A 21,420-nucleotide genomic window follows, 5' to 3' on the forward strand; every position below is an offset into this window, starting at 1 on the left:
CGCCGGGTGGCCGTGGCTGCCGCGCGGGAGCGGATGCGAGGCTGTGCGGCATGAGTGAGCGCATCGTCCCGGACAGCGGGGGCCGGATCCTGGTGGTGGACGACGACCCGACGGTCGCCGAGGTCGTCACCGGCTACCTGGAACGGGCCGGCTTCTCCGTCGAACACGCGGCCGACGGCCTCGACGCCTTGCGCCGAGCCGGAGAGCGGTGGCCCGACCTCGTCGTCCTCGACCTGATGCTGCCCGGCCTGGACGGCCTCGAGGTGTGCCGCCGGCTGCGGTCCGCCGGGCCCGTGCCGGTGATCATGCTGACGGCCCGTGGGGACGAGGAGCACCGCATCACAGGGCTGGAAGTGGGCGCGGACGACTACGTCACCAAGCCGTTCAGCCCGCGCGAACTCGTCCTGCGCGTCGCATCGGTGATACGCCGCAGCCGCCCGGCGGCTCCGGCCGCGTCCCGGGGAGTGCTGCGCGCCGGTGACCTGTCCGTCGACCCCGTGACCCGCAGGGCCAGCCGTGCCGGCGTGGAACTCGCGCTCACTCTGCGGGAGTTCGATCTCCTGACGTACTTCATGGAGCGCCCCGGCGCGGCGCACAGCCGGGAGGATCTGATGCGCCGGGTGTGGGGCTGGGACTTCGGTGACCTCTCCACCGTGACCGTGCACGTCCGCAGGCTGCGCGCCAAGATCGAGGACGACCCGGCCCGGCCGTCCCTGATCCGGACGGTCTGGGGCGTCGGCTACCGCTTCGAAGCGGAGCGGACGGAGAACACCACGGTATGAAGGACGTCCTGCTCATCGCCGCGTTCGCCCTGGCCGGAGCCGTCTTCGCCGGAATCGCCGGGGCGGTCGCGCTCCGCCTCGTACGCCACCGCTCGGTCGCGGTGTCCCTCGCCGTCGTGGCCGCCGTGACGGTGTCGGCGATGCTCGCGGGAACACTCGCCGTCGCCCAGGCGATGTTCCTGTCCGCGCACGACCTGTGGGTGGTGACCGTCGTGGTCGCCATGGCCGCCCTGGTGTCCCTGTGCACCGCCCTCGTCCTCGGCCGGTGGGTGGTGGCCCGCAGCCGTGCGCTGGCCCGCGCCGCACGCGACTTCGGCGACGGGGGCAGCTTCTCCGCGCCCGACGGAGCCGCCACGGCCGAACTCGCCGCCCTCACCCGCGAACTGGCCGCCACCAGCGCCAAGCTCGACGCCTCCCGGCGCCGGGAGCGTTCCCTGGAGGCGTCCCGTCGGGAACTCGTCGCCTGGATCTCCCACGACCTGCGCACCCCGCTCGCGGGACTGCGGGCGATGGCGGAGGCCCTGGAGGACGGAATGGCGGCCGACCCCGCCCGCTACCACCGCCGGATCCGCACCGAGGTCGAGCGCCTCACCGCCATGGTCACCGACCTCTTCGAACTCTCCCGCATCCACGCCGGAGCGCTGACCCTCAGCCGCAGCCGGATGTCCGTGTACGACCTGGTCGACGACGCCCTGAGCGGCGCCGACCCGCTCGCCCGTGAACGGGGCGTGCGGCTGCTGGGGGAGGGGGTCGCGGCCGTCCCGGTCGAGGTGGACGGCAAGGAAATGACCCGCGTCCTCGCCAACCTCCTGGTCAACGCCATCCGCCACACTCCCGCCGACGGCACGGTCGCGGTGGCCGCCGAACACCGGGACGGCGCCGTCGTCCTGTCCGTCACGGACGGTTGCGGCGGCATCCCCGACGAGCACCTGGACCGCGTATTCGACACCGGATGGCGCGGCACCGAGGCCCGCACCCCGCCGGCCGGGGCCGGCCTCGGCCTCGCCATCGTCCGCGGCATCGTCGAAGCGCACGCGGGCCGCGCCGAGGTGCGCAACGTGCCCGGCGGCTGCCGCTTCGAGGTCACCCTGCCCGCGGCCGCCGGCTGACCGCGCCGTCCGCCGAGGCCCGCTGCCCGGCCCGGGCGAACTCCGCCATTCCCTCGTCGAAATCGACATCCGGGTGCCAGCCGAGTTCGCGCCGCAGCCGCGACGAGTCCGCGGTGATGTGCCGCACGTCGCCGAGCCGGAACTCTCCGGTGACCACCGGCTGGGGGCCGCCGTGCGCCCGGGCCAGCGCCGCCGCCATCCCGCCCACCGTGTGCGGGTCTCCACTGCCGGTGTTGTACGCGGTGAGGGCACCGGCCGGCAGACCGCCCGCGGCCTCCAGCACCAGCACATTGGCCGCCGCCACGTCCCGTACATGGACGAAGTCCCGGCGCTGGCCGCCGTCCTCGAAGACGCGAGGGGCCTCGCCGCGGGCGAGCGCCGAGCGGAAGAGGGAGGCCACCCCGGCGTACGGGGTGTCCCGGGGCATCCCGGGCCCGTAGACGTTGTGATAGCGCAGCGAGACCGCCGTCCCGCCCACCGATCGTGCCCAGGCGGCGGCCAGGTGCTCCTGGGCGAGCTTCGTCGAGGCGTACACGTTGCGGGGGTCGGCCGGCGCGCCCTCGCCGACCAGGCCGGGCGCGAGCTCGGAGCCGCAGACGGGACAACGCGGTTCGAAGTGCCCGGCCTCCAGGTCCTCCGGGCGGCGGGGGCCGGGCCGGACGACTCCGTGACGCGGGCACTCGTACCTCCCCTCCCCGTACACCACCATCGACCCGGCGAGGACGAGTCGCCGCACGCCGGTGTCCGCCATCGCCGCGAGAAGCACCGCCGTACCGAGGTCGTTGCAGCTCACGTATGCGGGCGTGTCGGCGAGGTCCTTGCCGAGGCCGACCATGGCGGCCTGGTGGCAGACCGCGTCGACGCCGCGCAGCGCCGCCCGGGTGCTCGTGGCGTCGCGGACGTCCGCGTGCAGGAACTCCACTTCGGGCGGGTCGGGGGCGGTGGGGTGCGCGCTGGGCAGCAGGGCGTCCAGCACGACCGGCTCGTGGCCGGCCCGGCGGAGCGAAGCGATGATGTGCGAGCCGATGAAGCCGGCTCCTCCTGTGACGAGTACGCGCATGGACGCGACGCTACGGACCGTCCGCGGGTTCCGGGGCCGCCGCGCCGTGCCGTAAGGCTTTCGTCATCGGGCCGGACCTCCCGCCCGCGCCTCCGGTCGCGTTGGATGGCCTGGAGAAGTCGTGCTGTCCGAAGGAGGTGCGCCGTGGGGCGTGTCACGAAGAAGCAGTGGTGGGCGGGGGCGGTGGCCATCACCGCGGTGATCGTGGTGGCGGGTCTTGTGTGGTTCAAGCCCTGGGCGCTGTGGGTGGACGAGACCGTCAACGAGGCGCTGCCCTCCGCGGCCACACCGCCGGGGACGGTGCCCACGAATCCGTCGTCCTCCGCGACCGTGACGCCGTCGACGGCACCCGCCGGCCCGACCACCGTGGCGCAGGGCTCGTTCGTGAGTCACGAACACACGACGACCGGCACGGCGAGGATCGTCCGGCTCGCGGACGGCACCCACACGCTCCGCCTCGAAGGCCTCGACACGAGCAACGGCCCCGACCTGCGCGTGTGGCTGAGCGACGCACCGGTGAAGGAAGGGAAGGCCGGCTGGGGCCTCTTCGACGACGGGAAGTACGTCAACCTTGCCCAGCTCAAGGGGAACAAGGGCGACCAGAACTATCCGCTGCCGGCGGACCTCGATGTGTCGGCGTACACGAGCGTGAGCATCTGGTGCGACCGTTTCGACGTCTCGTTCGGTGCCGCGGAGATCGTCCGCACGTGACGGGGGTCAGTCGGCCAGGTCGGGCCGGTCCTTCTGCTCGTCCACTGCCACGGGCGCTCCCATCGGCACCGGCCGGCCGGCCCCGCCACCGCGTTGCCCCGCCGGGGCTTCCGGTGGGCGCGGTCGATGGCCTAGCCGGTGGCTCCGGGGGCGGGAGGGGTGGCGGCGGACGGCTCCGCGGTGCTCGGGGGCGGCGGGCTGGTGGCCGGCCGGGTCGCCCGCGGGGTGCTCGGGACCGGGCTGGGGGACGCGCTTTGGTCCGGAGCCCGGCCCGGTCCCGGGTCCTGTTCCGGATCCGGCGACGAGGGGCCGGTGCCGGGTGTCGGCGTGCCGGGCGCGGGGACGCCGAGTGTCGGGCTGCCCGGTGACGACGTGCCGGGCGTCGGCGTGCCGGGAGTGGGGGTGCCCGGCACCGGGTCGGGGGCCGGGTCCGGGGTCGGTGTCGGGGCGGGAGCGGGGGAGGTCATGCCCGGCGGGTCGGCGGGCGGGGCGGGCCGGGGGCCGGGCGTCCCGGGCGTCAGCGCCAGGTAGGCCGCGCACGCCAGGGCCGCGGCCGCGAGGCCGGCCAGGCCCGCGACACCGTGCCGGGACGCCGGGGCCGGCCGCCACCACGCCCGCGGGCGGGCGGTACCGGGCGGCGCGGCCGGACGGAGGTCCCGTACGGTCACCGACTCCGCCCGTGCCTCGAGTGCCCGACGGAGCCGGTGCTCCACGGGGCGTCCGGCTTCCGGGCGTTGCCCCGGTTCCCCGTAGGCCGTCATATCCGTCCCTCCAGGATCCGTTCCAGCGCGTCCAGGGCGCGGCTGGCGTTCGACTTGACCGCGCCCCGGCTGATCCCGAGGGTCCGGGCGATCTCCGCCTCGCTGAGGTCGGCCCAGTACCGCAGGACCAGGACCTGGCGGCGGCGCGGGGTGAGCCGGCCCAGCGCGGCGAGCACCTCGCGGTGCGCCTCGTCCAGCACCACGTGCTCCTCGGCGGACGGGACGTCGGCCGTGGCGGGCGGTGTCCAGGCGCGGGCGGTCCGGCGGCGCCGCAGCACCGAACGGGAGGTGTTCACCACGGCGGTGCGCAGATAGCCCAGCGCGTTGTCGACCTCGGTGATGTGCTCGCCGTGCCGCCGGTACAGGGCGGTGAAGGCGTCCTGGACGACGTCCTCGGCGGTGGCCAGGTCGTCCACGAGCAGTACCGCGAGACGCACCATGGCGAGGCGGTGCGCGTGGTAGAGGGCGGTGACGGTGGGCGGCGGCTCCTGGGGCACCGCCCCGTGCGCCACCGCCCGGTCCGTCACGGCCGGGTCCGGGACCGCCCGGTCCGGCACCGCCCCGTGCGGCGCCGGTGCGGGGTGGGCCGCGAGCGGGTGACCGGCCGGAGCGGCGGCCCGGTCGCGGGGCAGCAGCAGGGCGCGCAACACCGCACGCACGCCCCGGCCGCCACCCCGCCGTGCCCGGGTGAACCGGTGCACGGCGGGGTGGAACAGCGGCGGGGCGTGGTGCGGCACGGGGTTCCTCAGGGCGAGCACGTCAGCGGAGCGAGCGCCGCCGCACCACGAACACGGTCCCGGCCCCCAGCGCGATCAGCCCGGCGGCCCCCGCCCCGATGGCGGCGTCCGTGGCGCCCGAGCCGCCGGTGTGCGCGAGTTCGGGGCCGGCGGAGGGCCGTGCGGCCCCGGGCGGCGGGGTGGCGCCCGGCGGCACGCTGGCGGCGGGCGAGGGCGGGAGGGTCGGGGTGGCGGTCGGTGCGGGGGACGGCGCGGAGGTCGGCGCGGAGGTCGGAGGAGCGGTGGGCGGCACGCTGGTGGTGACGGGGGCGGGGGTGGGAGCGGCCGGTGCGGGGGTGCCCGGCCGGGCGCTGGTGGTGGGGGACGGGGCCGCCGAGGGCACGGCGGAGGGCGCGGCGGAGGTGACCGGGGAGGGCGCGGCCGAGGGCGTGGCGGCCGGTCCCGCCGACGCCCGGGCGGGCACGGCGACGGCGGTGAGTGCGCCGGCGACGGCGACGGTGACGACTGCGCGCTTCAGATGGGGCACGGTGGTTCTCCCGACTGGGTACGGGGGCGCGGGATCACGCCCTTCACCCCCGCACGACGCGCGAGTCGCGCGGGGGTTGCCGCCCACCGCGAACTTTTTCCACCGCCGGCGCCCGTGTTGCCCCCGGCCCGGCGCCCACCGGCGCCCGGCCGCCGCCCCCGATGCGACGGGACCGCCCCGTCCGGTCGTACCGGACGGGGCGGTCCCGTCATGCAGTGGCGTGCGGGCGGGGTACCGCCGCGGCTCAGGCCAGGGTCGCGAGCGCCTGGTTGAAGGTCGCCGACGGGCGCATGACCGCCGCGGCCTTGGCCGGGTCCGGGTGGTAGTAGCCGCCGATGTCGGCCGGCCGGCCCTGGACCGCGATCAGCTCGTCGACGATGGTCCGCTCCTGCTCGGTCAGTGTCTGGGCAAGCTGCGCGAACGCCTTGGCGAGCTCGGCGTCGTCGGTCTGCTTCGCCAGCTCCTGCGCCCAGTACATGGCCAGGTAGAAGTGGCTGCCGCGGTTGTCGATGCCACCCAGGCGACGGCTCGGCGACTTGTCCTCGTTGAGGAACGTCGCGGTCGCGCGGTCCAGGGTGTCGGCCAGGACCTGGGCGCGGGCGTTGCCCGTGGTCTGGGCGAGGTGCTCGAAGCTGACCGCGAGGGCGAGGAACTCACCCAGGCTGTCCCAGCGCAGGTAGTTCTCCTTGACCAGCTGCTGGACGTGCTTCGGGGCGGAGCCGCCGGCGCCCGTCTCGAACAGGCCGCCGCCGTTCATCAGCGGGACGACCGAGAGCATCTTCGCGCTGGTGCCCAGCTCGAGGATCGGGAAGAGGTCGGTCAGGTAGTCACGCAGCACGTTGCCGGTCACCGAGATGGTGTTCTCGCCGCGGCGGATGCGCTCGACGGACAGCTTGGTCGCCTCGACCGGGGACATGATGCGGATGTCCAGGCCCTCGGTGTCGTGCTCCGGCAGGTAGCGCCGGACCTTCTCGATGAGCACGGCGTCGTGGGCGCGGGTCTCGTCCAGCCAGAACACCGCCGGGTCGCCGGTGGCGCGGGCGCGGGTGACGGCGAGCTTCACCCAGTCCTTGATCGGCGCGTCCTTGGTCTGGCAGGCGCGGAAGATGTCGCCGGCCGAGACGGCCTGCTCCAGGACGACGTTGCCGGCCTGGTCGACCAGACGGACCGTGCCCGTGGTGGGGATCTCGAAGGTCTTGTCGTGGCTGCCGTACTCCTCGGCCTTCTGCGCCATCAGACCGACGTTCGGGACGGAGCCCATGGTGGACGGGTCGTAGGCGCCGTTGGCGCGGCAGTCGTCGATGACGACCTGGTAGACGCCCGAGTAGCTGCTGTCGGGCAGCACGGCCAGGGTGTCGGCCTCCTGGCCGTCCGGGCCCCACATGTGGCCGGAGGTGCGGATCATGGCCGGCATCGAGGCGTCGACGATGACGTCGGACGGGACGTGCAGGTTGGTGATCCCCTTGTCGGAGTCCACCATGGCGAGCTCGGGGCCCTCGGCGAGCTCGGCGTCGAAGGACGCCTTGATCTCGGCGCCCTCGGGCAGGCCCTCCAGGCCCTTGTAGATGCCGCCGAGACCGTCGTTCGGGGTCAGGCCGGCCGCGGCGAGCGTCTCGCCGTACTTCGCGAACGTCTTCGGGAAGAAGGCGCGTACGACGTGACCGAAGATGATCGGGTCCGAGACCTTCATCATGGTCGCCTTGAGGTGCACGGAGAACAGCACGCCCTCGGCCTTGGCGCGCGCCACCTGCGCGGTCAGGAACTCGCGCAGCGCGGCGACGCGCATCACGGAGGCGTCGACGACCTCGCCCGCGAGGACCGGCACGGACTCGCGCAGGACCGTGGTGGAGCCGTCGTCACCGGCCAGCTCGATGCGCAGCGCACCGGCCTCGGTGATGGCCACGGACTTCTCGGTGGAGCGGAAGTCGTTCTCGCCCATCGTCGCGACGTTCGTCTTCGACTCGCCGGTCCACGCGCCCATGCGGTGCGGGTGGGTCTTGGCGTAGTTCTTGACCGACGCGGGGGCACGGCGGTCGGAGTTGCCCTCACGCAGCACCGGGTTCACGGCGCTGCCCTTGACCTTGTCGTAACGGGCGCGGATGTCCCGCTCCTCGTCCGTCTTCGGGTCGTCCGGGTAGTCCGGCAGCGCGTAGCCCTGCTCCTGGAGCTCGGCGACCGCGGCCTTGAGCTGGGGGATCGAGGCCGAGATGTTCGGCAGCTTGATGATGTTGGCCTCGGGGGTCTTGGCCAGCTCACCGAGCTCGGCGAGCGCGTCGTCGATGCGCTGGCCCTCCTGGAGGTACTCCGGGAAGCCGGAGATGATCCGCCCGGCCAGGGAGATGTCCCGGGTCTCCACGCTGACCCCGGCCGTCGAGGCGTACGCCTCGATCACGGGCAGGAACGAGTGCGTGGCCAGGGCCGGGGCCTCGTCAGTGTGTGTGTAGATGATGGTCGAGTCAGTCACCGGGTGCTCCGCTCCACGTCTGCAACATTGCTCGACATCAAGATATCTCGTGATCGACGTCTTCTCGACAGGGGTCCGGCTCCTTTCCGCCGGGCGGCGGCGGCAGGAACCCCTCGCGCACGAAGAAGCGGACGCAGCGGGCCAAGAGCGCGTCGTCCACGTCCGGCGGCACCACTCCGGAGCCGCGCAGCCCCCGGCGGGTGGCGGAGGAGTCGAACACCGGGGAGGCCGCCTCGCGCGGCGCCGCCGTGCCCGCCGGCGGCAACAGCCCCAGCAGCGGGTACGCCGCGTTGCCCGGGTGCCGCTCCACATGGCGGTGCCACCGCTCCAGCGGGACGTCGTCCAGCCGATAGCCCAGGGCCCGCAGGCGGGCCACGACCTCCGTGAACGGGCGCAGCCGCTCGCTGGAGACGTGGAACGTCCCCCCGGCCGCCGCCGGGTCGGCGGCCAGGACGGTGATCGCCCCGCTGACGTGGTCCACGGGCACCAGGTCGAAATCCGACATGTAGTCGCCCGGGGCGAGCCCCGCCTCGACGCAGCCCTTGACCAGCAGCCACAGGAAATCGGACGTCTGGCACGCCCCGGTCGTGCTGGAGCCCGCGATCCGGGTCGGCCGGTACACCGTCACCGGCAGGCCCCGCTCCCGCGCCCGGGCGACGAGCGTCTCGGCCACCCACTTCGACTCGGCGTACCCGTTGCGCAGCAGCGCCACGTCCCCCAGCGGGTGCCCGGGCGGGACCCGGCCCGCCGGCGGCCCGGACGGCGGGAAGACCCCGACGGTCGACACGTGGTGCACGGGGACCGTGCGGTGCGCGGCCGCCAGACGCAGGACCTCGGCGGTCCCGCCGACGTTGGCCGCCGCCAGCCGCTCGTAGCCGTACGCGAGGTTCACCTCGGCACCCGCGTGGAACACCACGTCGACGGTACGGGCCAGCCGGTCGAACCGGTCCGGCGCCAGCCCCAGCCGCGGCAGCGCCAGGTCCCCGGGCACCGCCACGACGCGGTGCGCCCGGGAGTCGTCCCAGAGCCCGTACCGCTCCAGCGTCACCCGGAGGCGCTTGTCCGCGGCGGCCCGGTCCCCGGCCCGTACGAGGCAGTGGACCACCCCGCCGGTCCGGTCCAGCAGGTCGCGCAGCAGGAACGCGCCCAGGAACCCGGTCGCGCCGGTCAGCAGGACGTGGCCGGGGTCGCCGGCGACCCGCACCACCTCCCGCGCGGGGACGACGTCGGCGTCCAGCGTGCCCGGCCCCACGGCCGGGACGGCCCGCCCGCGCGCGGTGGCCAGGGCCGTCAGCGCGCCCAGGGTCGGGGCCGCGACGATGTCGGCGGGGCGGACGTCCAGCCCCAGCTCGGTGCGGAGGCGGACGGACAGCCGCACGGCCAGCAGGGAGTCCCCGCCCAGCGAGAAGAACGACCGGTCCGGGTCGGTGTCCTCCGTCCGCAGGACGTCGGCCCAGATCGCCGCCGCCGTGGTCGCTCCGGCGGCCGTCGTGGTCGTGGTCGCCGTGGTGACCGTCGTGTCCCCGGTTGGACGCGCCGGCGGTACGGCGGGGGCGGCCGGTGCCGGTGCCGGTGCGGCGGGGGCGGTGGCGGTGGCGGTGGGCGGCGGCGGGGGCGGGGGCGCGGCGTGGCCGGGGGGCGCCGGACGCGCCGGGCCCGCGGCGGGGCCGTACAGCCGCCGCACCGCCGCCCGGTCCGCCTTCCCGCTCGCGGTGAGCGGCAGGCCCGGGATGCGGCGGACGTCCGCCGGGACGAGGTGGCGGGGGAGCCGCTCCAGCAGCGCCCCGCGCACCTCCCGCGGATCGGGCCCGCCGGGAGCCGACCCGGTGACATAGGCCACCAGCCGCCGCTCGTCCGCGCCCGTCCCGTCCACGAGCACCACGGCGTCGCTCACGCCCGGCACCCCCTTGAGGGCGGCCTCGACCTCGGCCGGCTCCACCCGGTACCCGCGGATCTTGACCTGGTCGTCGTCCCGGCCGAGGAACCGGATCGTGCCGTCCGGCAGGAGGCAGCCCACGTCCCCGGTGCGGTAGAGCAGGCCGCCGGGCCGCTTCGGACGGAAGGGGTCCGGCACGAAGCGGCGGTCCGTCCCGGCCTCCTCCGAGAGGTAGCCGAGGGCCACGGCGTCCCCGGCGACGCAGATCTCCCCGACCGTGCCGAGCGGACGCGGCCGCAGCCGGCCGTCCAGGACGTACACCCTGCTCCCCGGTACCGGCCGCCCGATCGGCGGACGGTCCGGCCAGGTGCCGGGCGCGCCGGTGAGCCGGTGGGCGGTGACCACGTGCGTCTCGGACGGACCGTACTGGTTCTCCAGGCGGGCCCCCGGACAGGCGGTGGTGAAGAACGCCCGGATCGCCGGGGTCACGTACAACTGCTCCCCGGCCGTGATCACCTCCCGGAGGGTGGACGCGGAACGCCCGGCGGCCACGGCGTACTCGGCCAGTTGCTGGAGGGCGACGTAGGGGAGGAAGAGCCGCTCGACCGCGTGCCGTTCGACGAGGCCGAGCAGGCGGTGCGGGTCCCCGCGCGTCCCGTCGTCCGCGACGACCAGCGTCCCGCCGCTCGCCCAGGTGCTGAACACCTCCTGGAACGCCACGTCGAAGCCGAGCGGGGCGAAGTGCAGCGTGCGGGAACCCGGGCCCGCGGCCGACGAACGGCCCTGCCAGTCCAGGAGCACGGCCAGCGACCGGTGCGGCAGGGCCACGCCCTTGGGCCGCCCGGTCGAGCCGGAGGTGTACACGATGTACGCCACGTCCTCCGGCGACGTCCCGGGCAGGGACTCCTCCGGCGCGTCCGCGGGCACGTCGTCGAGGAACAGCACGGCCACGCCGGTGTCCGGGGGAGCGGGGGCACTTCTGGTGGTCAGGACGGCGGCGATGCCGCTGTCGCGCACCATGTGGGAGGTGCGCGGGGCCGGCAGGGACGGGTCCAGGGGTACGCAGGCGGCGCCCGCGCGCAGCACGCCCAGGAGGGCGACGAGGGCGTCGGTGGAACGGCCGATGCGGATACCTATCCGCTTCCGGGCCAGTCCCCGGGACACCAGCCACCGGGCCAGATCATGGGAGGCGGCCGAAAGCCGCGCAAAGGTGAGCGCCCGCCCGCCCTCCACCACCGCCAGGGCGTCCGGGGTCCGGCGGGCGGTCCGGTCGACGAGCACATGGGCATGCGGCGGCCCGCCGGCTCCGGGGAGGGGATCCCGGTCGCCGGACAGGGAATCCCGGGCGCCGGGCAGGGGGCCGCCGGTTCCGGACAGGGGGAGTCCTTCGGCACGTCCCCGCCCCGGCGCCTCCAGGACGGGTCCCGTGGTCAGCTCCCGGGTCACCAGCCGCCGCTCCGCCCCGGACATGACGGCGAGGTCGTCCACGCGCGCGTCCGGGTCGGCCGTGGCGTCCGCCAGGAGGGCGAGGAAACGCTCGGCGAGGCGCCGGGCCGTCGACGGGTCCAGCACCCCGGTCGCGTACTCCATCAGGGCGCGGTAGCCGCCGTCGTCCCGGCGCGGCACGAGTTCGAGGAACACGTCGAACTTGGCGGTGCCGTTGTGCGCGTGGAGGCGCTCGGCGGCCACACCCGGCAGCCGCAGCCCCGGCGCGTCCGCGTCGTCGACCGTGAACACCACCTGGAAGAGGGGGAAGCGGCCCGGTACCCGCTCGCCCGCCAGCTCCGCGACCAGGCGGCTGTGCGGGACGTGACGGTGTGCCATGGCCCCGCGCACACACGCGGCGCTCTCCTCGACCAGCTCCCGGAACGTCTGCCCGGGCCGGACGCGGCGGCGCAGCGGCATGACGTCACTGAGGCAGGCGATCAGCGGTTCCAGCTCCAGCCGGTCCCGCCGGGTGACCGGGGTGCCCAGCACGATGTCGTCCTGGCCGGACAGCCGGGACACCAGGGCGGTCAGTACGGCGGTGAACAGCACGAAGGGGGTCGTACGGAGCCGGCGGCAGCAGGCGCGTACGGCGTCGGCCGACTCGGGGCCGATCGAGAACTCGAGCATCCCGCCCCGGTGGTCCGGCACGGCCGGACGGGGCCGGTCCAGCGGGAACGTGGACTCGGCGGGCGCGCCGTCCAGCGTCCGGCGCCAGTAGTCCATGGCCTCGTCGGACGGCCCGGAGTCCTGCCCCCGCCCCTGCCCCGGGCCCCGCCCGGCCGCGGCCGCGCGCTGCGCCCGGGCGTACGCGCCGAAGGTGACGGGCAGCTCGGGCAGCCGGGGCGGCCGGTTCTCGACGGCGGCCCGGTACAGCTCGCTGAACTCCTCGTCGAGCAGGCGGAACGACCAGCCGTCGACGACCGCGTGGTGCAGCGCGACCACGAGCACCGCCTCCCGCTCGCCGGTGCGCAGCAGCGTGGCCCGTAGCAGGGGCGGCCGGTCGGCGGGCACGGACACGGAGACGGCCGCCCGGACCGCCTCGTCCACCCCGCCCGCACCGAACTGCCCGGAGCCCGCGCCCCCGGAACCGGCCTCCCCGGAACCCACGTCGCGGACGGTCAGCGGCACCGGGGCGGGCGGGTGGACCCGCTGCACGGTCCGGCCGCCCTCCAGGACCAGGGCGGTGCGCAGCGGTTCATGGCGGGCGACGACGCCCGTCAACGCCGCCCGGATCGCCGGGACATCGATGTCACCGCGCAAGCGGTGGATCCAGGACTCGACGTACCGCCCCGCCCCCGCCTGGAACTGGTCGTTGAGCCAGATCGACTCCTGCTCGAACGACATCGGGTGCTGCTCGTAGAGGCTCATGCGCCGGTCTCCCCGCCGTCGCCGCGGCCCTGCTCCAGGAGGCGCGGCAGCGCCGTACGGTCCAGCTTCCCGTGGGCGGTGAGCGGCAGTGCGGCCGTCACGCGCACCAGTTCCGGAACCAGGTGGCGGGGCAGCAGCGCGGCCAGGGCGCGGCGCACGGCCCGGGGCGGCGGCGGGTCGTCGGTGCCGGCCTCCGTGTAGAACAGGGCCAGGCGCTCGTACTGCCCGTCCGGGCCCGGGACGGGGACGACCGCGCAGTCGGCCACCCCGGGGACGGTGCGCACGACGGCTTCCACCTCCTCCGGTTCGACCCGGTGGCCGCGTACCTTCACCTGCCGGTCGGCGCGGCCCGTGAAGTGCAGGACGCCGTCGTCGTCCCGGAACCCGAGGTCCCCGGTCCGGTACACCCGGGTGGGCACTCCGTCGACGGTGACGGTCGGGAACGCCCGGGCCGTCAGCTCCGGGTCGCCCAGGTAGCCGAGGGCGATGCCGTCGCCCGCGACGCAGATCTCGCCCGTGGAGCCCGGGGCGGCTGGGCGGCCGTCCGCCAGGACGTGCACCCGGCGGCCCGGGACCGGTTCGCCCACCGGGATCCCGGTGGGGACGTCGCAGTCGGAGCGGCGTACGCGCCGGGCGGTGGCGAAGACGCACGTCTCGACGGGCCCGTAACCATTGGTCAGCGCGATGTCCGGGTGGCGGTCGAGGAAGGCGCGCACCCGGGCCGCGGAGAGCCGTTCGCCGCCCGTCAGCACGTGCCGCAGCCCCTCGAAGCAGCCGGGGTCCTCGTCGACGAAGAGGTGGAACAGGGACGCGGTGAGCCAGACCGTGTCCACGCCCCGCCGCGCGACGAGGCCGCGCAGCGTACCGGGCAGCAGGAAGCCGCCGTCGAGGAGCACACTGGTCCCGCCGCTGATCAGCGGACCCCAGGTCTCCAGGGTGAAACCGTCCCAGGACACCGGCGCGGCCTGCGGCATCACCGGACGGTCCGGGCCGTCGGAGGTGAAGGGGGCGAAGCGGCCGTCGAACAGGCTGAGCGTGGCCCGGTGGGGGGACACCACCGCCTTGGGGCGGCCGGTGGTGCCGGAGGTGAAGAAGACCGTCGCGGGGCTGTCGCCGTCCACCACGGGCGGCGCCGCGTCCCGTTCCTCCTCCCCGGGTACGGGCGGAGCCCCGGCCGCGTCCCGGGGGAGGAGGCCGTGCGCCGCCGGGGTGCACAGCGAAGCGCCGTTCCCGCCGCCCCCGTCTCCCCGGCCGTCCCGGCGGTCCCAGCCGTCCCGACCGTCCCACCAGTCGCACCCGTCCGGTACGACCGCCACTCGCGGTGCGAGCATGCCGGCCACCGCGCGCAGCCGCTCCGCGGGCCAGCCGGGATCCAGGGCGGCGTACGCCGCACCGGACTTCAGGACGCCCAGGAGGACCGCCACCAGCGTCGCCGACCGGGGCAGGACGACCGGGACGAACGTGCCCGGCCCCGCGCCCCGGACCCGCAGCGCGGCCGCCCAGACCTCCGCCGCCGCGTCCAGCTCCGCGTAGCCGACGTGCCGGGCACCGTCGACCAGGGCCACGGCGTCCGGTCGGCGCGCCGCGTGCCACTCGACCGCCCGGTGGATGAGCGGCGGCCCGCCCGAGGTGGCCGCCGGTGCGCCGGCGGCCCGGGGGGCCACCACGGCGCCGGTCACCGGGCGTCCCGTACGGCGGCCACGGCCGAGGCGAAGCCGCCGAGGTCCTCGCTGTCGAGCAGGGTCTCCGGCGGGACCTCCACGTCCAGTTCCCGGCCGACCCTCAGACATATGCGTATCGCGTCCAGGGAGGTGCCGCCGAAGTCGTAGAAACTGTCCGTCAGCCGATGGGGCCCGGAGCCCGTCACCTCGGCCACCACGGACAGCACGACGGCCACCACCTGGTCGGTGGGCGAAGCGCTCTCAAAGCTCACGTGCGGGGCTGACACCCTGGGGGTCCCTTCTGCTCTCTCGGCTCGAATCCGCCTCCGCCGGACGGGTCTTGTCGGACGGGCCCGGCGAGCCTTGGCACATCCTGCACCATAGGTGGCTCGATCGGAGTGGCGCGGGCGGGCGCCGGACGGCGGGGCGGCCGGGTGGTGAACCGTCCCCCCCATGAGGTCGTTCACGCGGCTGGACGGTTTCCGGGGAAGGCCCGTACGGAAGGCCTCTCCCCGTAGGGACCCTGTCCGAAGAAAGCGCTCGTGCCGTCGCTGCGCCCGTTCTCGTCCGTGCCGGACCGGCCGGCGGTCACCGGCGGAGAACGGAGTCACCGTGCCCCAGCGCCCCCCGCACGACCGCCGCGACGCCGACGGACGGCGGACCGGAACGCGCCCGGTGACCGCGCCCGGACGCCGTCGGGCGCGCCGCCGCGCCGGGGCCCTGGTCGCCGGTACGGCGGCGTCCGCCGCCCTGGTGACCGGGACCCTCCTGACGTGCGGTGGGGACACCGGCCCGACCGCCTCCGCCCCGGCCCCCGCCCCCACGCACCCCGCCACCTCCACGCACCCCCCCGCCCCCACGCACCCCGCCACCCCCACGCACTCCTCCGCACCTGCCACCCTCACGCGCTCCTCCGCACCCACCACGCCCACGCGCCCCTCCGCGCCCGCCGCACCCGTCGCGCCCGAGCCGGCCGTCGCGCCGGCGGTCCCGTGGAACACGCCCCGGGCGGTGGGCGCCGAAACGGGAGGCGCGGAGGCGCGCGGTGCGGCCGCCGAGTACGCCCGGCGGGTCGTCGCCCTGACCAACGCGGCTCGTGCCAAGGCCGGTTGCGCGCCCCTGCGGGTCGACCCACGGCTGCGGGCCGCCGCGCAGGGCCACGCCGACGACATGGCCGCGCGCGGCTACTACGGGCACGCCGGCCCCGGGGGGCACGACGCGGGCGACCGTATGGAGGCCGCGGGCTACGGCTGGCGCGCCTGGGGCGAGAACATCCACCGCGGACCCAGGAGCCCGGCCCGCGCGGTACGGGACTGGATGGCCAGCGAGGGCCACCGCAAGAACGTCATGAACTGCCGCTTCACGGACATCGGTGTGGGCGTCAGCCTCCGGTCGAACGGCCCCTGGTGGGTGCAGGACTTCGGTGCCGCCGGCTGACCGGCGGACGGGGTTCCGTCCGTCTCACCGCCGCTGGATCCGGGCCGCTCGCACACCGATGTCGGGCAGCAGGGCGTACAGCGCGGCTCCCGGGCAGCGGGTGGGGTAGCCGTCCATGTGCCCGCCCACCACCGGCAGGAGCGCCTTGGTGCCCTTCGGGTAGCGCGCCTCGTCGTGCGTGGACACCAGCGTGACCCGACCGCGCGGATCGGGTCCCCGGGGCCCGAGCTTCCAGGCGATCAGCCGCGCGATCGCGTCCAGCATCGGCTCGGGGACCTTCTCCCCGCGCGTGAACGTCCCGATGGCCGCGATACCGACGGTTCCCTCGTTGAAGCCCTTGGTGTGCGCCCCGATCACCGGCCGGTCGACCCCGCCCGCCCGTCCCTCGTAGATGGTGCCGCACGCGTCGACGAGGAAGTTGTAGCCGATGTCGTCCCAGTCCCTGCCGTACGCGTGGCCCGCGTACACGTCGCGCAGCGTGCGGGGCACGGTCGCGCAGTCGTAGCCGTTCGGGGTGCTGGTGTGGTGGATGACGGCCGCCTTCACGGACGGCGCGTACCGCGCGCCGGGCGCGGTGTCCACGCTCTCGGCGTGCCAGGCCCGGCGCGGCACGATCGCGGGCCGCGGCCCCTGGTGCAGGGCGGGGTGCGCCCGTTTGCGCTCGGGCGCCGAGGAGGCACTGCCCAGCGGCGAACCGGCGGGGTTGAGCCACAGGGACGTCGCGGCGAGGAGCAGAAGGACCGCCAGCGCGGCCGAGCTACGGCTCCGGCGCCTCCGCAGCAGCTCCATGCTCCACCCTCCGCTCGTCGGCACGCGGCTCGCGGTGTGCCGCATCCCCACCGGTGGCCGGGCCCACGGCCATCGTCCCCGGCGGCGGCCCGCCCCGCCCGCCGGACTGCTCCGAGTGGCTGGACCCCGGGGCGGAACGGGGCACGGCGCGGGCGCGGGGCGAACGGCACACGGGCGAGGATGCGGGGCGAACGGCGCACGGGCCCGGATGCGGGGCGAACGGCGCACGGGCCCGGGGCGATTGTCAGTGGTGCCTCCTACCGTTCAGGCAGTGGGACTCGCGGAACAGGCCGTGGGCTCCGTCCTGGGGAGGGGTGTGCCATGTCGACGACGTCGACGACGTATCTGGAGCTGTCACAGGACGGCGGCGGTGCGCACAAGTTCTACGAGGTCACGGTGCAGGGTTCGGTCGTGTCCGTGCGCTACGGGCGGATAGGCGCCGCCGGGCAGACGCAGACGTCGACGTTCCCGACGCCGCAGAAGGCACAGGCCGCCGCCGCGAAGAAGGTGGGCGAGAAGGTGCGCAAGGGGTACGCCCCGGCGGTGCCCGGCGGGCGTGCTCCCCGGGCCGTCACCCGGCGTCAGGTGGCCTCCGCGCCGTCCACCGCGCGGGCGGTCGCCCCGGTGCTGTGGCGCTTCCGTACGGGTTCGTCGGCGTTCGGGATCCACGTCGACGACGAGCGCTGCTGGGTGGGGAACCAGTCGGGCGACGTCTACACGCTGGCCCACGGCGGTGAGGTCCTGGCCCGCTACAGCCTGCCCGACGGCGTCAAGTGCCTGGTCGCCGACGACTTCTGGATCTACGCGGGCTGCGACGACGGCCGGGTGTACGACCTGTCGTCGAAGCTGCCGTTCGCCGCGTACGACATCTCCGCCGACGTCGACATCTTCTGGCTGGACATCCACGAGGGCGTGCTGAACGTCGCGGACCGGGGCGGCCGGCTCACCGTGATCGACCACGAGGACGAGCACCAGTGGGCCCGCGGCGGCCGGGGCGAGCACGCCTGGATGGTGCGCGCCGACGACCGGGCCGTCTACCACGGCCACCACCGGGGTGTGACGGCGTACGCACCGGACGGGGGCGGCGAGTTGTGGCACACGCCCACCAAGGGCGCCGTGCTGTTCGGCTGGCAGGAGGCCGACGCGGTGTACGCGGGCACGGGGCACCGCGCCGTCCAGCGGCTGTCCAAGGCGGACGGCGCGCTGGAGGTGACGTACGACTGCGACAGCGCGGTGTACTCGTGCGCCACCTCGCCCGGCGGCCGGTTCGTGTTCGCCGGGGACGCCGCCTCGTCCGTGTACTGCTTCGACCGGGACGGTACGCGCCTGTGGAAGCTGGGCACGGGCGGCGGGTCGGCCCTGTCGATGCAGTACCACGAGGAGCGGCTCTACCTCGTCACCACGGACGGATCCCTGGTGTGCGTGGACGCGAGCGAGGCGGCGATCGCGGCCGCCCAGCAGGGCACGGTGCCGGTCGCCCGGGACGTGAAGCTCGCCGCCGCGCTGCCCACGTACGCGCCCGCCACCGCCGTCGCCTCGGTGACGACGGTGACCGCCGCCCCGTCCGGCGCGGTGGTCGTGGAATGCGTCCAGGAGGGCGGTCGGACGCGGGTGCACGTGGTTTCGGACGGCTACGAGCGGTCGTGGAACGTCCAGTTCCCGCGGGCGATACGCGAACCGGGCGCGCGGTACGTCGTGGACGCGCTGCACCCCGCGTCGGGTGGCTTCTACCGGGTCCGCGGTGACATCAGGAGGCTGCTGTGACGGACGACGGGTTCGAGGCCGCGACCGGGGACGGTCCCGCCCCGCCGGCGACGGACGGCGCGGCGGAGCGCCGGGCCGCGGAGGTGAGGGTCGCGTTCGAGGGCCTGCTCCAGATCCGGCGCCTGACCAACACGGGGGGCGGCGACCCCGGAGCGGTGCCCGCCGAGTGGGAACGCAACCGGCCGGTGCGGGCGGTCGCCCTCGCCCTGGAGGCGGCGGGAATCGCCCCCTCGGCGGTCGGCGCGGAGGGGCGGCGGGTCGCGACGGGGTACCGCGTGGCACCGGGGGAGGGGCCGGGGACGGTCCGCGTGGAGTGGCTGGGCCCACCGGGCGCCGGCGCCGCACAGGAGGAGGAGGGCGCCCTCGCCGGGTGCGCCCGGGTCCTGGCCGGCCTCGGCTGGGAGGCCCTGCTGTACCGCGGCCCGCGCAAACGCCGTTTCCTGGAGGTCGAGCCGGCGCCCGGCCCCGCCCCGAAACGCTGACGGGCGCCCTCACGGCCCCCTCACGGGCGGCCGGCGCGGGCCGCGGGCACGGGCCGCTCACCCGCTCGGCGCAGTCCGACGGTCCGCGCCCCGCCCGCCCGGGCGACAGTGGAACCGTACGCACACGGAACCCTCACGCCCGGGAGATCCCCCCATGAGCACCCTCAACCGACGCGACCTCGGCCTGCTCGTCCTCCGCGTCGGCACCGGGGCGGTACTCGCCGCGCACGGGGCGCAGAAGCTGTTCGGCTGGTTCGGGGGCGGAGGCATCGAGGGGACCTCCAAGGCGATGGAGGCCATGGGCTTCCGGCCCGGCCGGCAGAGCGCGGTGGCCGCGGGGGTCGGGGAGGCGGGCGGCGGAGTGCTGCTGATGCTGGGGCTGGCCACCCCGGCCGCCGGTGCCGCCGCGGCGGGCGCGATGGCCGGTGCCGTCGCCGTGCACGCCCCGGCCGGGTTCTTCAACCAGTCCGGCGGCTTCGAGTACCCGGCCTTCCTCGGGTTCACGGCCGCCGCCATCGGTGTCACCGGCGCGGGACGGTACTCCCTCGACCACGCGACCGGTCATCACGTCGACCAGCCCTGGACCTTGGCCGCCGCGTTCGTCGGCAGCGCCCTGGCCGCCGCGGCCGTGGTCGGCAAGCGGGCGAAGGACCGGCTGACCGAAGCCGCCGCCGGCGGGACCGGCGGCGGCGACGGTGGCGAAGGGGCGGTCTGAACGGTGCGGGTGCGGTCCGGTCCGTCTCCCCGGTCACCCGGCGGGCGGGACGGACCGGACCGGCCCGCCGAACGGTGGGAGGCGACGGGTCAGTAGTAGTGACGCCGTCCGCCGATCGCGTGCCCCATGGCGCCCAGGATCCACAGGACCGCTCCGATGACGAGCAGGATGATTCCGATGGTCCACAGGATGCTGATGCCCGCGACAAAACCGATGACGAGCAGGACAAGGCCCAAGATGATCATGACGCCTCCGATCGGGAGAGTCCCACTACTCATGACCTCCCCCGTCACGTCTGGGTCAAACCGCCTAAATCGCACCAGAGTCGCCAAGGGGCTGCTACGTTTCGTGGTCAATTGACCGTTCTGCGTCACACCCGGGGAGCGTGCGTGAAGGTCGTCTGCGTCGGTGGCGGGCCCGCCGGGCTGTACTTCTCGATCCTGATGAAACTGCGGGACGCGTCCCACGACATCACCGTCCACGAACGCGATCCGGCCGGCTCCACCTATGGCTGGGGCGTCACCTACTGGTCCGGGCTGCTCGACACGCTGCACCGCCACGACCCGGTCACCGCACGGGCGGTCGCCGCCCACTCGGTCCGCTGGAGCGACGGAGTGGCGTACGTCCGCGACCGTTCGACGGTGCACCACGGGGACGAGGGGTTCGGCATCAGCCGGCACACCCTGCTCGACGTCCTCGCGGAGCGGGCCCGCTCCCTGGGCGTACGCGTCCACTTCCGGCACCCGCTCACCGGCGAGGACCTCGACGGCATCGGCGCGCGGGCCGACCTGGTCGTCGCCTGCGACGGCGCCAACAGCGCCCTCCGCACCCGCCACGCGGACCACTTCGGCACCCACGTCGCCACCGGCCGCAACACATACGTCTGGCTCGGCACCACCAAGGTCTTCGACGCCTTCACGTTCGCCTTCGTCGAGACCCCCCACGGCTGGATCTGGTGCTACGGCTACCGGTACGGCGAGGAGCACAGCACCTTCGTCGTCGAGTGCGCGCCCGCGACCTGGGCGGGCCTCGGCCTCGATCGCGCGAGCCACGCCGAAGGCCTCGCCCTGCTCCAGCGCCTGTTCGCCGGCCCGCTGGACGGCCACCCGCTGATCGGCCGGGCACACGACGACGGCAGCGCTCGCTGGCTGAACTTCCGTACGGTCACCAACCGGACCTGGTACCGGGACAACCTCGTGCTGCTCGGCGACGCGGCCCACACCACCCACTACTCCATCGGCGCCGGCACGACCCTCGCCCTGGAGGACGCCATCGCGCTGACCGACGCCCTGCACGACGTCCCCCGCCTCCAGACCGCCCTCGCCCGCTACGAACGCGAACGCCGTACCGCCCTCGTCCCCACCCAGAGCGCTGCCCGCTACAGCGCCCGGTGGTACGAGAACCTGCCGCGCTACATCGATCTGGCGCCACCGGAGATGTTCGCCCTGCTCGGCCAACGGCACTCACCCCTGCTGCCGTACGTCCCGCCGCAGCTCTACTACCGCATCGACCGCGCGGCCGGCCGGCTCGAATCGCTGCGCCGGCTCAAGCGCTGGCTGGGACCGCGGATCGCCCGCACCGTCGCGGGCGCCGGCCGTCTGCCGGGCCGGCCGGACCTGCCGGGCCGGCCGGAAGGCGCGCGTCCGGGGCTCGGGGAATGAAACCCGGTTTCCGTGGCGGCGGGGCACAC

Annotated in this window: 17 protein-coding genes; 8 read left to right on the forward strand and 9 right to left on the reverse strand. The window is 75.2% G+C overall.

Annotated elements, in window-relative coordinates:
- Positions 1–50 precede the first annotated feature (50 nt).
- Together ACF068_RS30255 and ACF068_RS30260 are read left to right on the forward strand one after the other, a co-directional pair.
- Positions 51–782: a response regulator transcription factor gene (locus tag ACF068_RS30255; protein WP_392277500.1), complete on the forward strand. Its 732-nt coding sequence runs from the start codon at positions 51–53 to the stop codon at positions 780–782.
- The gene (locus ACF068_RS30260; protein ID WP_392277501.1) at positions 779–1,891 is read left to right on the forward strand and encodes a sensor histidine kinase; all 1,113 of its coding nucleotides are present in this window, start codon (positions 779–781) and stop codon (positions 1,889–1,891) included. Before ACF068_RS30255 ends, ACF068_RS30260 begins: the two co-directional genes overlap by 4 nt.
- Here the strand turns inward: ACF068_RS30260 and ACF068_RS30265 are convergent.
- Positions 1,866–2,951: an NAD-dependent epimerase/dehydratase family protein gene (locus ACF068_RS30265; protein ID WP_392277502.1), complete on the reverse strand. Its 1,086-nt coding sequence runs from the start codon at positions 2,949–2,951 to the stop codon at positions 1,866–1,868. The genes ACF068_RS30260 and ACF068_RS30265 overlap by 26 nt on opposite strands.
- A gap of 144 nt (positions 2,952–3,095) precedes the next feature.
- Here ACF068_RS30265 and ACF068_RS30270 point away from each other — a divergent pair, with 144 nt between their 5' ends.
- A complete protein-coding gene (locus ACF068_RS30270) occupies positions 3,096–3,662 on the forward strand; it encodes a DM13 domain-containing protein (protein ID WP_392277503.1) in 567 nt (188 codons plus the stop codon).
- A gap of 757 nt (positions 3,663–4,419) precedes the next feature.
- Here the strand turns inward: ACF068_RS30270 and ACF068_RS30275 are convergent.
- The 6 genes from ACF068_RS30275 to ACF068_RS30300 form a co-directional block, all read right to left on the reverse strand.
- A complete protein-coding gene (locus ACF068_RS30275) occupies positions 4,420–5,160 on the reverse strand; it encodes an RNA polymerase sigma factor (protein ID WP_392277504.1) in 741 nt (246 codons plus the stop codon).
- A gap of 22 nt (positions 5,161–5,182) precedes the next feature.
- Entirely contained in the window at positions 5,183–5,686 is a 504-nt protein-coding gene (locus tag ACF068_RS30280; protein WP_392277505.1) for a hypothetical protein, read from the reverse strand.
- Between the two features lie 244 nt (positions 5,687–5,930).
- On the reverse strand, positions 5,931–8,150 hold the full coding sequence (locus ACF068_RS30285; RefSeq protein WP_392277506.1) for an NADP-dependent isocitrate dehydrogenase: 2,220 nt from the start codon (positions 8,148–8,150) through the stop codon (positions 5,931–5,933).
- 37 nt (positions 8,151–8,187) lie between these two features.
- Positions 8,188–12,882, reverse strand: a complete 4,695-nt coding sequence (locus ACF068_RS30290; protein WP_392277507.1) for an amino acid adenylation domain-containing protein — start codon at positions 12,880–12,882, stop codon at positions 8,188–8,190.
- A complete protein-coding gene (locus ACF068_RS30295) occupies positions 12,879–14,561 on the reverse strand; it encodes an amino acid adenylation domain-containing protein (protein WP_392277508.1) in 1,683 nt (560 codons plus the stop codon). The genes ACF068_RS30290 and ACF068_RS30295 overlap by 4 nt, the downstream gene beginning before the upstream one ends.
- Positions 14,558–14,815, reverse strand: coding sequence for a phosphopantetheine-binding protein (locus ACF068_RS30300; protein ID WP_392277509.1), 258 nt, complete (start codon positions 14,813–14,815; stop codon positions 14,558–14,560). The genes ACF068_RS30295 and ACF068_RS30300 overlap by 4 nt, the downstream gene beginning before the upstream one ends.
- 340 nt (positions 14,816–15,155) lie before the next feature.
- Between ACF068_RS30300 and ACF068_RS30305 the strand changes: the two genes are divergently transcribed.
- On the forward strand, positions 15,156–15,980 hold the full coding sequence (locus tag ACF068_RS30305) for a CAP domain-containing protein (protein WP_392277510.1): 825 nt from the start codon (positions 15,156–15,158) through the stop codon (positions 15,978–15,980).
- Between the two features lie 24 nt (positions 15,981–16,004).
- On the opposite strand, the gene ACF068_RS30310 is transcribed toward ACF068_RS30305, so the two are convergent.
- Positions 16,005–16,769, reverse strand: coding sequence for a peptidoglycan recognition protein (locus ACF068_RS30310; protein ID WP_392277511.1), 765 nt, complete (start codon positions 16,767–16,769; stop codon positions 16,005–16,007).
- Positions 16,770–17,090: 321 nt separating this feature from the next.
- Between ACF068_RS30310 and ACF068_RS30315 the strand changes: the two genes are divergently transcribed.
- The 3 genes from ACF068_RS30315 to ACF068_RS30325 all read left to right on the forward strand — a co-directional run bounded on the left by ACF068_RS30315 (position 17,091) and on the right by ACF068_RS30325 (position 19,730).
- Entirely contained in the window at positions 17,091–18,533 is a 1,443-nt protein-coding gene (locus ACF068_RS30315; RefSeq protein WP_392277512.1) for a WGR domain-containing protein, read from the forward strand.
- Positions 18,530–19,015: a hypothetical protein gene (locus ACF068_RS30320; protein WP_392277513.1), complete on the forward strand. Its 486-nt coding sequence runs from the start codon at positions 18,530–18,532 to the stop codon at positions 19,013–19,015. Before ACF068_RS30315 ends, ACF068_RS30320 begins: the two co-directional genes overlap by 4 nt.
- A gap of 154 nt (positions 19,016–19,169) precedes the next feature.
- Positions 19,170–19,730 carry a DoxX family protein gene (locus tag ACF068_RS30325; protein ID WP_392277514.1) on the forward strand — a complete coding sequence of 187 codons (561 nt, stop codon included), beginning with the start codon at positions 19,170–19,172 and terminating at the stop codon, positions 19,728–19,730.
- An 89-nt stretch (positions 19,731–19,819) separates the two neighbouring features.
- Here the strand turns inward: ACF068_RS30325 and ACF068_RS30330 are convergent, their stop codons facing one another.
- The gene (locus ACF068_RS30330; RefSeq protein WP_392277515.1) at positions 19,820–19,975 is read right to left on the reverse strand and encodes a DUF6131 family protein; all 156 of its coding nucleotides are present in this window, start codon (positions 19,973–19,975) and stop codon (positions 19,820–19,822) included.
- Between the two features lie 144 nt (positions 19,976–20,119).
- Here ACF068_RS30330 and ACF068_RS30335 point away from each other — a divergent pair, with 144 nt between their 5' ends.
- Positions 20,120–21,391 (forward strand): FAD-dependent monooxygenase, encoded by a 1,272-nt coding sequence (locus ACF068_RS30335; protein ID WP_392277527.1) that lies wholly within the window; start codon positions 20,120–20,122, stop codon positions 21,389–21,391.
- Positions 21,392–21,420: the final 29 nt, after the last annotated feature.

This window comes from Streptomyces sp. NPDC016309, from assembly GCF_043077235.1.
Taxonomy (GTDB): Bacteria; Actinomycetota; Actinomycetes; order Streptomycetales; family Streptomycetaceae; genus Streptomyces.